Raw genomic sequence first — 12,787 nt, 5'->3', positions numbered from 1 at the left:
CGCCGTACCGCTGGCGGCAGCGCAGACCGCCCAAGCGCAACCGTATCCGCCGCCGCCTCCGCCGCTGAGTGTCAGCAGCAACACCGTGACCGTCGGAGAGACCTTGAGCTTCAGCTCGAGCGGCGTCTTCGGCCGCCGCTCGGCCATCACGGTGCTGCTGGAATCGAGGCCGATCGTTCTCGGCCACTTCCGGGCCGACAGCCACGGAACGGTGTCGGGAACCGTGACCATTCCGAGGAACGCCCCCCACGGCTGGCACGTCTTCCGGCTTACTTCGAACCACCCCGACCAGAGCGTCGGCACCACCATCTACGTGCAGGGCAGAGTCACCGGCCCGAGCCCGTCCCCCACCCCGCCGCACCACCCCGGCGGACACGACCGGGGAGGTGTGGACGACGGACGCAACCCGGGCCACCCGGGTGGGCACGGCCACGGTCCTGGAGACGAGGGACGCGGTCCGGGCCACCCGGCGCCGGGGCCGCACCAGGCCGGCCTCGCCAACACCGGCAGCAGCGAGAAGTCCCTGGCCCTGGGTGGCGCCGCGGCGGCTCTGCTCGTGACGGGAAGTGGCGGGATGCTGGCCGTGCGCCGTCGCCGCAGTTCGTGACGGTGCCTCACCTCCACGCGGGGAAACCACGGCGCCCAGGCTTCGGCCGGGGCGCCGTGCCCGTGGTCGGTTTCCGCCGGATGCGCCTGCGGCGGCCGGGGGCCATGGCACTCGCGGGGGCGCTCGCCCTCGGATCGTGCGGGGCCGGAGGTCCGGTGCACCGTGGGGCCGAGACCTTCGGCGCCGCGCATCGGCCCCGGAACGCCGACCGGCAGCCGACCGCCGCCGTGCCCGGGGTCGAGCAGTTGCGGGCCGAAGTGCTGCAGACCCTGCCCCACGACCCGAAGGCGTTCACCGAGGGCCTGGAGATGGCCGGTGGCACGCTCTACGAGAGCACAGGGCTGGCGGCCCGGTCAGCCGTCGGGGCCGGTCCGGCGGGCGAACCACCCGCGGTGCGCGCCGCGTTGCCGGCGCCGCTCTTCGGTGAGGGGATCACGCTGCTCGGCCGGACGCTGTGGCAGTTGACCTGGAGGGACCGCATCGCCATCGAGCGGGACGCCGGTACCCTCGCGGAGCTGCGCCGTGTCCGCTATCCGGACGACGGCTGGGGAGTATGCCTCCAGCGGGGACGCAACCGGTTGGTGACGAGTGACGGCTCGAGTCGGCTGACGTTCCGTGACCCGCGTACGCTCGCGAAAACGGGTGAGGTCGTCGTGACCGACGGGGGCCGGCCGCTGACGGAACTGAACGAGCTCGAGTGCGTCGGTGGCGTCGTGTACGCCAACGTGCTTCCCACCGACCGGATCGTGCGCATCGACCCCGGAACCGGTGCGGTGACGGCGGGTATCGACGCATCGGGCCTGCTCCGCCCGGAGGAGCTCGCCCCGGGGGCGACGCTGAACGGCATCGCGGCAGTCCCCGGAACGGACCAGTTCCTGATCACCGGGAAGTTCTGGCCCAAGATGTTCCGTGTGGCGTTCGTCCCGGCCCGACGGACAGGGAGCCGCGACGCAGTCGGGGGCGGCGATCAGGCGCACACCCGGCCGCGTACTCCATAGGTGTGGCGCCGCCCCCGACCGGACGGCACGGCACCCCCGTCGCCCCGGACGCCCCTGCCAGCATGGCCGTGCGTGGTGATCACGTAACGGTGGCGGACCAGGGAACGCGGTGAGGCTCTATGGTTGTTGCCCGGCATCGTGCCGACGGCCCCGCGGACTCCCGGATCCGGGTGATGAGAGTCATCGCGCGGATGAACGTGGGCGGTCCGGCCCTCCAGGTCTCCACGCTGATGCGGGGACTCGACACCGCGTCGTTCGACCACCGGCTCTACGCCGGTTTCGTCGGCCCGGACGAGGCCGACTACGTGGACCAGAGGGCGCCCGATGTGCGGATCTGCCGGGTTCCCACCCTGGGCCGGGCCGTGAGGCCCACCGACGACCTTCGGGCACTGGCCGAACTGGCGGCTGCCATGCGCCGGTTCCGACCGCACATCGTGCACACGCACACCGCCAAGGCGGGCGCGCTCGGACGCGCGGCGGCCGTGCTCGCGCGCGTGCCGGCAAGGGTGCACACCTTTCACGGCCACCTCCTGCACGGCTACTTCACACCGGCGAAGACGCGGCTGGTGGTCCAGGCCGAGCGTGGCATGGCGACCGTCACCGACCGCCTGGTGGCAGTGGGCCAGAGCGTTCGCGACGATCTCCTGGACGCAGGGATCGGCCGGATCCGGCAGTACGCCGTGGTGCCGCCCGGCACGTCACTGGCCGCGTCTCCTCCACGTTCGGAGGCACGGGAACGACTCGGCCTGCCGGCGGACTGCCCGGTCGTGGCCTTTGTCGGGCGGGTGACGAGAATCAAACGCCCCGACCGGTTTCTGTCGGTGGCCCGGGAGGTGCGCCGCGCGGTGCCGGACGCCCGGTTCGTGGTCTGCGGGGACGGCGACCTGCTGGGCGACCTGAGGGCGGCCACCGATCTCAGCGAGTCCCTCCACCTGCTGGGCTGGCGCCCCGATGTGGAGACGGTGTACGCCGCCGCGGATCTGGTGCTGCTCACCTCCGACAACGAGGGCACGCCGGTCAGCCTCATCGAGGCGGCCCTTGCCGGTGTACCCACTGTGGCCACGAACGTGGGCAGTGTCGCTGAAGTGGTACAGGACGGGCACACCGGGTTGCTGGCACCTCCCGACACCCCGGAGCTCGTCCGCCAGGTCGTCCGCCTCCTGCGCGACGACCGGCTCCGCCACCGGATGGGGCAGCAGGCCCGCGTCCGGGCGGCACAGCGGTTCGGGGCCGAGCGCCTGGTCCAGGACACCCATGACCTCTATGCCTCCATCGCCCGTGCGCGCGGCTGGTGGCCGACCTCCCTACCGAAAGGTGCGAACCGTTGAATGTCGTAGTGACCGGAGGCGCCGGGTTCATCGGATCGAACCTCTGCCGCGAACTCGCTTCCCGCTCCACCGTCGGCAAGGTCGTCGCCCTGGACGACCTGAGCACCGGGTTCGCGGCCAATCTCGCGGGAACCGACGTGGAGCTGGTCGAGGGCAGCATCCTCGACCGGGAACTGGTCGAGGACGTGCTGGCAGACGCCGACGCCGTGGTGCACCTGGCCGCGCGGCCGTCGGTGCCGCGTTCCCTGGCGGATCCGTTCGCCAGCCACGAGGTCAACGCCACGGGCACCGTACGCATCCTCGAGGCGTGCCGCCGCCGGCGGACCCACGTGGTCGCCGCGTCGTCGTCATCGGTGTACGGCTCGGTCACCGCCCTGCCCAAGCACGAGGATCTGCCGACCCGTCCGCTCAGCCCGTACGCGGCCAGCAAACTCGCCACCGAGGCCTACGTGCTCGCCTACGGAACGGCGTTCGGGCTTCCGGCCCTCGCCTTCCGCTTCTTCAACGTCTACGGCCCGAGGCAGTCGGCCGGGCACGCCTACGCGGCGGTCGTGCCGGCCTTCATCGACGCCGCTCTGCGCGGCCGGCCGCTGACGGTCTTCGGGGACGGCCACCAGACCCGCGACTTCACGTACGTCGGCACGGTGGCGCGGGTACTCGCGGACGCCGTCGTGCGCAAGGTGACCCACGCGAGCCCGGTCAACCTGGCCTTCGGCACCAGAGTCAGCGTCCTGGAACTCGCCCACCGGCTCGCCAAGACACTGGAACTGGCGGTCGAGATCCGTCATGAGGCGCCCCGACGTGGGGATGTACGGGACTCCCAGGCCGACGATGCGGCGCTCCGCGGTCTCTTCATGAGGCTGGAGGCGGTTCCGCTCGAAGAGGGGCTGGCCGAGACCGTCGAGTGGTTCCGCTCGCTGCCTGCGTACGCGTAGGCCCTCAAGGCCCCGGCCCAGGACGGGAATGTCCGGGACCCCGTGCATCGCGCGGGGTCCCGGACATTCCCGGTGGCCTCGGGGCCGACCCGGTCAGAGGATCTCCACACGCTCCCCCCTGCAGCGGTTGCGGGTGTCGAGCACGTAGGCGCCCGCCTCTTCCACGAGTGCGTAGTCGAAGGCGTCGTGGTCGGTCGCCACGACGATCACGTCGGCAGCCCGGATCTCCGCCTCCGTGAGTTCCACCCGCGTGATGTCCGGGGGGATGAGGTAGGAGTCGGTGTGCGGTTCCGCCGCCACCAGCCGGGCACCGAGCTCGACCAGTGACCGCGCGAGCACCAGGGCCGGCGACTCGCGGATGTCGCCGGTGTTCTTCTTGTAGGCCAGGCCGAGTTGCAGCACCCGGGAACCCCTGACCGGCTTGCCGCGCTGGTTCAGCCCGCGGATGACCCGCCGGACCACGTGAGCGGGCATGTGGTCGTTGATCTCGTTCGCCAGGGTGATGAACCGGAGGTCCTGTTTCAGCAGCCGCTTGACCTGCCAGGACAGATAGGACGGATCCACCGGCAGACAGTGCCCGCCCACGCCCGGGCCGGGTCTGAACGGCATGAATCCGAACGGCTTGGTGGCGGCGGCCTCGATGGCCTCCCAGATGTCCGCCCCCAACTCTCTGGCCACCAGGGCCATTTCGTTGACCATGGCGATGTTGACATGCCGGTAGGTGTTCTCGAGCAGCTTGGTCAGCTCGGCGGTCCGGCAGGAGCTCACGGGCACCGTGCGCTCCACGATGTCGCCGTAGAAGCGCTCGATGCGCCGCAACGACGAGGGGACGATGCCGGAGATCACCTTGGGCGTGTTCTCCAGTTGCCAGTCGGGGTTTCCTGGATCGATGCGTTCCGGGCTGTAACCGAGGTGGAAGTCACTGCCTGCCTTCAGTCCGCTGCCCGCCTCCAGCAGCGGACGCAGCAGGCTCTCGGTCGTCCCCGGATAGGTGGTGGACTCCAGGACCACGGTGGCGCCCGGAGTGAGACGCGGGGCGACGGCCCGTCCGGCGCACTCCACGAAACTGAGGTCGGGAACACCCTCGCGCAGCGGCGTCGGCACGGTGATGACGCATACGTCGAAACCGTCGATCTGCTCGTACGAGTTGGTGGCGCGGAAGCGGCCGCTGTCCGCGGCGGCCATGAGGCGCGCGTCGTCGACACCCTCGATGTAGGAGTCGCACGCCTCGAGGCGCTTCACCCGCAACTCGTCCGTGTCCACGCCCACCACGGAATATCCCGCCTCGACCCCCCGCAAGGCAAGGGGAAGTCCCACGTATCCCTGACCTACGACGACCAATGTGCCCCTGTCGGCATTGCGTCCTTGACGCACTATCATCCACTCCGTCATGTCGGGGACCGGAACAAGCCCCCCAATTGACCCATGTTCGGTGGATCACCTGAGAATCTGTGCCATGTGTCCCGCCAGCGTCACCCTGATTCCGTATTCGACGGACGCGCCGAGGGGTGAGGTTCACCCGGCGGGTTTCAACGTAGGTTATTCGTCGCATAGGTGAACGTTGGCTCAGTCAGCCATCGAGCTCCGTGGAACCGCCCGTACCCGAACCGGAGTGAAGCCGCACATGGATCGTAGTTCGAATTACCTTGTCACCGGTGGAGCAGGCTTCATCGGCTCCCATCTCGTGGACGCATTGCTCGGCGCCGGACACGGCGTGGTGGTTCTCGACGACCTGACCACCGGACGGCAGGACAACCTTGTTCGGGCCCGGACAAACCCCCGGTTCCGCTTCTGTCATGGTTCGGTTCTGGACTCACCACTCGTCGATCGTCTGGTGCGGGAGTGCGACACCGTCGTCCATCTGGCTGCGGCCGTAGGGGTCAAGCTCATCGTCGAACAGCCGTTGCAGTCCTTCATCACGAACACGAAGGGCGCCGAGGCCGTCATCGACGCGGCGCAGCGACACGACCGGAGGATCCTGATTGCGAGCACGTCGGAGATCTACGGAAAGAACTCGTCCGGACCCCTCGCCGAGACCTCCGACCGCATCCTGGGAAGCCCGTCCGTGGCCCGGTGGTCGTACAGCACGGCCAAGGCGGTCGACGAGATCCTGGCCTGCCTCTACCACCAGGAACGAGGACTGAGGTCCACCGTCGTCAGGTTCTTCAACACCGTGGGTCCCCGTCAGAGCCCGGCGTACGGCATGGTCATCCCGCGCTTCGCCGGTCAGGCGGTGCGCGGCGAACCGCTGACGGTCCACGCCGACGGACGCCAGAGGCGCTGCTTCCTGCATGTCTCCGACGCTGTCGCGGCGCTCGTGCTCCTGCTGGAACACCCGGGGGCGGTGGGGGAGACCTTCAACATCGGCGCGGACGGGGAGATCAGCATCCGAGAGCTCGCCGACCGCGTCATCGCCCAAGCCGGCAGTGCCTCGCGGGTGCAGCACGTGTCGTACGCCGAAGCCTACGGACGGGGGTTCGAGGACATGGAACGACGAGTCCCCGACACGACGAAGCTTCACGCCCTGACCGGCTGGCGGCCCTGGTGCACGCTCACCGACGTGATCAACGACGCTGTCAGGGACGCTCGTACCGCATGGGGCGGCGAGCACCAGCCGGCCCTTGTGCCGGGCGCGCCCGAGCAGCGTCTTCCCGGGGCCCACGGGTTCGTGGCCGGCACCGCCGCGGCGGGGCGGTGACCGGGGTGGACACACAGGTGGTGACGGCGGGCGCGGGCGGGGTGGCCCTGCTGATCGGCCTGTTGCTGACGGAGCCCCTGAGGCGCTTCGCGCTGCGCCGGGGGATCGCCGACCTCCCCAGCGCCCGCAAGTCGCACACCAGGCCGACGCCCTATCTCGGGGGTGTCGCGGTCGCGGTGGCCACCCTTGCCGCCGGTGCGGTCGCCGCGCGCGTGGTGGACGCCTGGGACCCGGCCCTCAATGTGGTGCTCGGGGGCGCGGGGCTCATGTGCGTGCTCGGTCTCGTCGACGATCTGCGCCCGCTCAGCCCACGGCTCCGGCTGGGCATCGAGACAACGGCGGCCGTGGTGGTGGTTCTCGCAGGGGGGCATCCCACCGTTCTCGGTGGCCCGTTCGACGTGGTGTTCGCCGTCGTGTGGATCGTGTTCGTGACGAACGCGTTCAATCTGCTCGACAACATGGACGGCGCCGCGACCTCCCTGTGCGTCGTCATCGGCGGCTGCCTCTGCGTGACCGCCCTGGCCGCCGGATCGGTGGGACTGGGCGTGACCATGGCGGCCCTCGCCGGATCCTGCCTCGGTTTCCTCTACCACAACAGGCACCCGGCCCGGATCTTCCTCGGCGACGCAGGCTCGCTCTTCCTGGGTTTCACGCTGTCCTCGACGATGGTGGTGGTCCACGACGACGTCCAGGGCCTCTCCGGGCCCGCCGGGCTTCTGCTCGTCGGTCTCGTCCCCACGGTGGACACCACCTTGGTGATGCTGTCCCGCTACCTGGAATCGAGGCCCCTGATGCAGGGCGGCACCGACCACATCGCCCATCGGTTGCGGCGGTTGGGCATGACGGTGCATCAGGTCGTGCGGTCCCTGAACGTCCTCGCGGTGGCGGGCTGCGTGGCAGCGATGCTCGTGGCTCACGGGTTCCTCGCCCCCGGGACCGCGCTCGACGCCGCCTGCGTGGTGGGCGTCGGTGCTGTGCTCCTGCTGCTCGGAGTCCCCTCCGGAGCGACCCTGCTGCCGCCCGTCAGGCCGGCCGCAGGCGGCATCGGCTTCACCCTCCGAGTCGGACCCGGCGCCAGGGCCACACGTCTTCGCAGCCTCCCCGGGCCGCTCGCGGTGCCGCAGTACCCGGCACGGAAGGCTGCCCCGCTGTCCCCGGCCACGGGCTCTCCGGTGGTCTAGCAGCGAAGCCCACAACCCACGGGGCCGTGTTCAAGCGCTCCTGCCCGATCCCGCGCATCCCGCGGGACCGGGCCGACAGGAAAATCATCCCTTTCGTGAGGGCGCTCCGTGGAGGGGCCGCTCCGGTCTGACACGGAACGTGCGGCCGTCGAAACCGGAGGTTCGATCGGCCTGAGGAATAGAGTGTGTGACGACATCCCCGGTCGCGGAAAATGGGTCGAGCCGCACATGCCATTGACTGATGAGACACCGGAACTCGAGCCTTCGGGCGTTGAGCATGCGAGGCCACTTCACTCTCCTTCCCGCGTATGTCTGTTGATCGGACAGTTGGGGCTCGGGGGCGCGGAGAAACAACTCGTCCTGCTCGCGAAGGGATTGAGCGCCCGGGGTATCCGGACCCATTTGCTGGTGCTCTTCGAGAGGGGGGCGAGAGAGGAGGATCTCCGGGACTCGGGGGTATCCGTCGTGGACCTCGGATTCCGCCGCCGCTCCCTCGGGCGCCGGTCGGTCGTCGGCAATGTCCGTGCCTTCGTTCGCTTGGTGTCCTTCTTGCGCAGGGAGAGACCGCAGGTCCTCCAGGCCTTCCTTTTCCACGCCTACCTGCTGGCGGCTCCGGCCGCGCGGATGGCTCGTGTTCCGGTGCTGGTGGCGGGGCGACGGAGCCTCGGTTTCTTCAAGAAGGGGAACCGTCCGGCCCTCGCACTGGAGAAGATCTCCACTCGCTGGACGGACTTCCTGGTCGCCAACGCGACCGCGATCGCCGACGAGGTCCGGCAGGACGAGGGCGTGCCCGCGGCCAAGATCTCCGTCATCCCCAATGGGATGCCGCGGAACGAGTTCGAGCCCGCCGAGCCCGCCGAAGTCCTCACCTCGCTGCCCGTGGTGCTGTGCGTCGCCAACCTGGCCGCCCACAAGGGGCATCGGTACCTCCTGGAGGCCTGCGCGGCACTGCAGCGCACCGGGAGCCCCTGCACTCTCGTCCTCATCGGCGACGGCCCCGAGCGCCTCACACTGCAGCGACTGGCGAATCGGCTGGACCTCGACGCCCGGTTCCTCGGCGCCCGTGCCGACGTGGCCGGTTTCCTGGCGCGGGCCGATGCGGTCGTCCTGCCCTCCCTGTACGAGGGGTCCAGCAACGCCGTCATGGAGGCCATGGCGGCGGGCCGACCGGTCGTGGCCACAGGAGTGGGCGGCACACCGGAACTCCTCGAAGGGCGGGGGGTCCTGGTGCCCCCGGCCGACGCGGACGCCCTCGCCGACGGGATTCGCCAGGTGCTCACCGACCGGGAGGCCGCCACTGCCTTGGGACGCAGGGCCCGCGCATGGGCTCTGGCGAACCTCACCGCCGACGTCATGGTGGACCGCTACCTCGCTCTCTACCGTCACCTGCTGGAGCGGCGATCCACGTCATGACGGACAGGCCCGAGCGGACCGCGGAGCCTGCACGGTGGGCGCCGTCGTACTGCACGCTCCCCGACCGTCCCCACGAGGCCGAGCGTCGCCCGGGAGGTCCCCGACACAGTGACTGACCGCAAACCCCAATTCCTCTGGATGCTGGTGGCCCGCACCGGCACCCTCGTCATGGGCGTCGTCGCCAGCGTCGTCGTGGCCAGAGCCCTGCCCCCCGAGGGGCGCGGGACCTACTACATGGCTGTCACCGTCGCCACGGCGGCCATGGCGTTGGGCCACCTCTCCGTCGAGCAGGCGCAGACTGCCATGTGGTCGGAGAAGGAACAACGGTCCTCTCTCGGCGCGAACAGCGCTCCTCTGGGGCTGTTCGTGGGAACCGTCGCAGCCGTGGCGGCGGTCGGACTGGGGCTGATGTTCCAAGGCCGGGGCAACGTTCCCGACATCTGGCTTCTCGGAACGGCCTGTGCCGGTGTGCCACTGGGCACGGCAGCGCTGTACGGGACGAACATCACCGTCCTGCGCAACCGTCCGAAGGTGGCGGGATCGGCCATGCTGGCCAGTGCGGTCGTGCAGTGCCTCTGCCTGATCGTCCTCGGGCTGACCGGTCGGCTCACCGTCCGGCTGGTGGTGGTGGCCTGGGTCATCTCGTTCGCCGTCTCCCTGGGCGTACTCGTCGCTGGTGGCGGAGTCACCATCGGGCGGCCCGACCTGCCGCTCGCCCGGGCGACATGCGCCAAGGGACTGCGGTTCCACACCGGTTCGGCAGCCGGATACCTCCTCCTGCGGTCGGACGTCTTTCTGCTCAACACTCTCGGAGGGCCGCGCGACGTCGGGATCTACACACTCGCGGTGACCCTGGCCGAACTGAGTCGACTGGTCGTGGACGTCTTCGCTCAGGTGACCCTGGCGCGGCAGTTCGACGCCGACATCGGCGACTCTGCGATGGTCACGGCCCGGATCGTCCGATTCATGGTGATGCTGGGCGCTGCGTCGGCGGTGACGACGGTGGCCGCGGTGTGGGTCCTGATCACCCCGGTGTACGGCCATGCGTATGCCGAGGCGGCCACCGTCGTCGCCTGGCTGGTCCCCGGGGTCCTGCTGCTGGGGGCCGGCAGGCCCCTGTCCGGATTCCTGCTGCGCATGCGGTCGTCGCGTGTGGTCGTCCTCCCGTCGCTGATCGCTCTCGGGATGAACATCGCGCTGAACTGCGTTCTGATTCCTGTGCAGGGGCCGATCGGCTGCGCGATCGCCTCAACCGTGGCGTACGCGACCCTCGTCGCCTACCACGTGACGTACTTCAGGCGGATGAGCGGGCTCGGTTGGAGGTCCCTGTTGCCCACGAGAGCCGAGGCCACGTGGATCGCGGCGGAAGTGAGGCGCCACCGACCGGAGTTGCGGCCCGGCCGGTTCCAGGACCGGCGGGCCGGCCGGTGGTTTGCCCGACTCCGGGGCGGCCGGTGTCACCCGCCCGCGACGGGCCCGGCGAACACGAACTCGTTGCAGCCGATGCCTCCGCGGCAGGTCTTCAGGTGGCGGAGTTCGAAGCCGCGTTCACGGCAGAAGGTGAAGACCTCCTCGGGCGAGGCCACCTCGAAGGGATAACCACCCACCCAGTCGACGAGGTCGTGTTTGCGGGACATGCCTCGCGGTCGGGGGACGCTCGCTTCCGCGGTGCCCTGGGCGCGCTTGGCGAGCGACAGCGCGGCACGCGCCGGGTAGTGCCTGCCCAGATAGAGCACGCTGCCGGTCAGCAGCATGCGGCGCGCCACGGGCCCGGACTTGTTGTAGCGCCGCTTCACCGACGTCCACATCCGGCTCTCGGCCCCCTGGTCATTGTAGATCGACACGTACAGCGTCCCGCCCGGGGCGACCAGCCCGCAGGCAGCCTCCATGGCGGCCCACAGGGCACCCGTGTGGTGCAGGACGCCCCATGAGTAGACGATGTCGGCCCGGCCCACCTGTTGGACGAACGCGGTGTCGAGGACGGAGCCCCGGCAGATGCTCCAGTCGCCGTCGGGCGCGAACTCCCGGCGCACCTTCTCCGCGGCGTTCACCGAGTCGGCGTCGTAGTCGAACGACCGCACGCGCGCGCCCATGCGCAGGGCGGCCAGGGAGAAGAGGCCGCTGCCGCACCCTACGTCCAGGAAGGTGCGTCCGGTCAGGTCGTGGGTGCCCAGGGCCTTCTCGAGCGATCTCCGGGCATGCGCGATGCGCTCCTCGTCGATCAGTTGTCCGAACCGGAGCCAGTTCCGGCCGAAGGCGAAGCGCCGGCCCTGGTTGATCTCTGTCTCGCAGTCGATCATTCGGCCTTCCTGCTTTCTCGTGATGGTGGTGAGAGGGACGGAGCCGGCTTCCGGTGTGCACCGTGGGCCAGCAGACAGCCGAGGGAGACCCAGAAGGGCGTGGAAATGACGACATTGGTGAGGACGTTGGCGAACAGCAGCCCGACCGCGTAGGCGACGCCCAGGGACTGCAGGGTGGCGTGGTGTCCCGAAAGCCGGCGCGCGAGGCCGCGCCACAACAGGGCGCCCAGGAGGGCGAGGGTCACCAGCCCGGACTCGGCCGCCAGCCTCAGGTAGTCGTTGTGGGTGTTGATGTAGATGCCCAGCGAGGGCGAGGAGCGGGCGAATTCGGGAAACATCGCGTACCCGATGCCGCGCAGGGGGTGGTCCCATGCCACGTGGACGGCCAGTAGGGCGGCCTGCTTGCGTACCTCGGAGTTCGCCGTGAGCTCGGCCGATGTCCGGCTTCCGGTCAGGCCGCCTTCCAGCGAGTCCAGGCTTCCCGGGAGCACGGTCACCGCAGCCAGGATGGCCGCCGCGATCAGTACCTTGTGCCGCCGCGGACGATCGACGAGAAGAACGCAGGCCAGGCCCGCCCCGGCCGCCAGGAAGGCCCCGCGGGACCGGGTCTGCAGGAGCGCGGCTGCACTGACGGCCACGGGCACGAGCCACTGCCAGGAGCGGCTGAACCGTGCCAGTCCGACACCGGCGACGAGGGAGACACTCACAGCGGCTCCCAGGTAGTTGGGGTTCAGGCCGAGTCCCGTCAGGCGGCCGGAGGCGTACTCCCCGCGGACGAGGAGATATGCGGCGACGCCTGCTCCCGAGGTGGCGACCACCTGCGCGATGCGCCGGGGATCGGGTGGCGCCAGGACGGAGGCCGTGAGCACACCCAGGCCCGTCAGTAGGAGGGCGCAGGCCTTCCACTGCCGTCCGACGAGGAAGCTTTCCTGCGGCAGCAGACAACTCACCGTGACGGCGCAGGCCAGGAGCAGGATGAGAAGGACGTCCAAGCGCGGCCGTACTCCGCTCAGTACGGCCCGGAACAGGAGCAGGACCACCGTGCCCAGGACGAGCGTTGGCAGGAACGTACCCTCGGGGTCGGCGGCGGCGGCCACCGGAACCAGGCCGAGCAGCATCAACTGGGCCACGTCCGGTCGAGTCCAGACCGCCAGGGCCAGACACACCACCACCGCCGCGGCGGCGGCCAGCGTGCCGTGGAGCAGGACGAGGTACATGGCGACCGGCCCCGCGACCAGCATCGGCACCCGGCCGATCACGACGGCGGCGATCGAGCCCAGGTTCCGTCTCCCGGTGTCCGTCACTCGTCCTCCGCCCGTCCGCAGGG

Annotated in this window: 10 protein-coding genes and 1 pseudogene; 8 read left to right on the top strand and 3 right to left on the bottom strand. The window is 70.0% G+C overall.

Annotation, left to right across the window (positions count from 1 at the left end):
* The first annotated feature begins 103 nt into the window (after positions 1-103).
* From P3H78_RS03120 to P3H78_RS03105, 4 genes are all read left to right on the top strand, one after another.
* Positions 104-607 (top strand): LPXTG cell wall anchor domain-containing protein, encoded by a 504-nt coding sequence (locus P3H78_RS03120; RefSeq protein WP_276107155.1) that lies wholly within the window; start codon positions 104-106, stop codon positions 605-607.
* 155 nt (positions 608-762) lie between these two features.
* Positions 763-1,605: a glutaminyl-peptide cyclotransferase gene (locus tag P3H78_RS03115; RefSeq protein ID WP_276107154.1), complete on the top strand. Its 843-nt coding sequence runs from the start codon at positions 763-765 to the stop codon at positions 1,603-1,605.
* 173 nt (positions 1,606-1,778) lie between these two features.
* The gene (locus P3H78_RS03110; RefSeq protein ID WP_276107153.1) at positions 1,779-2,933 is read left to right on the top strand and encodes a glycosyltransferase; all 1,155 of its coding nucleotides are present in this window, start codon (positions 1,779-1,781) and stop codon (positions 2,931-2,933) included.
* Positions 2,930-3,868 carry an NAD-dependent epimerase/dehydratase family protein gene (locus P3H78_RS03105; protein WP_276107152.1) on the top strand — a complete coding sequence of 313 codons (939 nt, stop codon included), beginning with the start codon at positions 2,930-2,932 and terminating at the stop codon, positions 3,866-3,868. The genes P3H78_RS03110 and P3H78_RS03105 overlap by 4 nt, the downstream gene beginning before the upstream one ends.
* A gap of 93 nt (positions 3,869-3,961) precedes the next feature.
* On the opposite strand, the gene P3H78_RS03100 is transcribed toward P3H78_RS03105, so the two are convergent.
* Positions 3,962-5,248 carry a nucleotide sugar dehydrogenase gene (locus tag P3H78_RS03100; RefSeq protein ID WP_276107151.1) on the bottom strand — a complete coding sequence of 429 codons (1,287 nt, stop codon included), beginning with the start codon at positions 5,246-5,248 and terminating at the stop codon, positions 3,962-3,964.
* 244 nt (positions 5,249-5,492) lie between these two features.
* On the opposite strand from P3H78_RS03100, the gene P3H78_RS03095 reads away from it, so the two are divergent.
* The 4 genes and pseudogenes from P3H78_RS03095 to P3H78_RS33480 form a co-directional block, all read left to right on the top strand.
* The gene (locus tag P3H78_RS03095) at positions 5,493-6,566 is read left to right on the top strand and encodes an NAD-dependent epimerase/dehydratase family protein (RefSeq protein WP_276107150.1); all 1,074 of its coding nucleotides are present in this window, start codon (positions 5,493-5,495) and stop codon (positions 6,564-6,566) included.
* Between the two features lie 5 nt (positions 6,567-6,571).
* Complete coding sequence (locus P3H78_RS03090) at positions 6,572-7,747, top strand: glycosyltransferase family 4 protein (protein WP_276107149.1); 1,176 nt, start codon at positions 6,572-6,574, stop codon at positions 7,745-7,747.
* 228 nt (positions 7,748-7,975) lie between these two features.
* Positions 7,976-9,160 carry a glycosyltransferase gene (locus tag P3H78_RS03085; RefSeq protein WP_276107148.1) on the top strand — a complete coding sequence of 395 codons (1,185 nt, stop codon included), beginning with the start codon at positions 7,976-7,978 and terminating at the stop codon, positions 9,158-9,160.
* A gap of 138 nt (positions 9,161-9,298) precedes the next feature.
* Positions 9,299-10,042 (top strand): annotated as a pseudogene (locus tag P3H78_RS33480) (oligosaccharide flippase family protein); the annotation flags it as partial.
* Positions 10,043-10,617: 575 nt separating this feature from the next.
* Here P3H78_RS33480 and P3H78_RS03075 read toward each other — a convergent pair.
* Together P3H78_RS03075 and P3H78_RS03070 are read right to left on the bottom strand one after the other, a co-directional pair.
* Complete coding sequence (locus P3H78_RS03075) at positions 10,618-11,460, bottom strand: class I SAM-dependent methyltransferase (protein ID WP_276107147.1); 843 nt, start codon at positions 11,458-11,460, stop codon at positions 10,618-10,620.
* Positions 11,457-12,764, bottom strand: a complete 1,308-nt coding sequence (locus P3H78_RS03070) for an O-antigen ligase family protein (RefSeq protein ID WP_276107146.1) — start codon at positions 12,762-12,764, stop codon at positions 11,457-11,459. Before P3H78_RS03070 ends, P3H78_RS03075 begins: the two co-directional genes overlap by 4 nt.
* Between the last annotated feature and the right edge of the window lie 23 nt (positions 12,765-12,787).

Origin of the sequence: Streptomyces tropicalis (genome assembly GCF_029269835.1) — a bacterium.
GTDB lineage: Bacteria > Actinomycetota > Actinomycetes > Streptomycetales > Streptomycetaceae > Streptomyces > Streptomyces tropicalis.
This window is presented reverse-complemented; position numbering and strand designations above follow the sequence as displayed.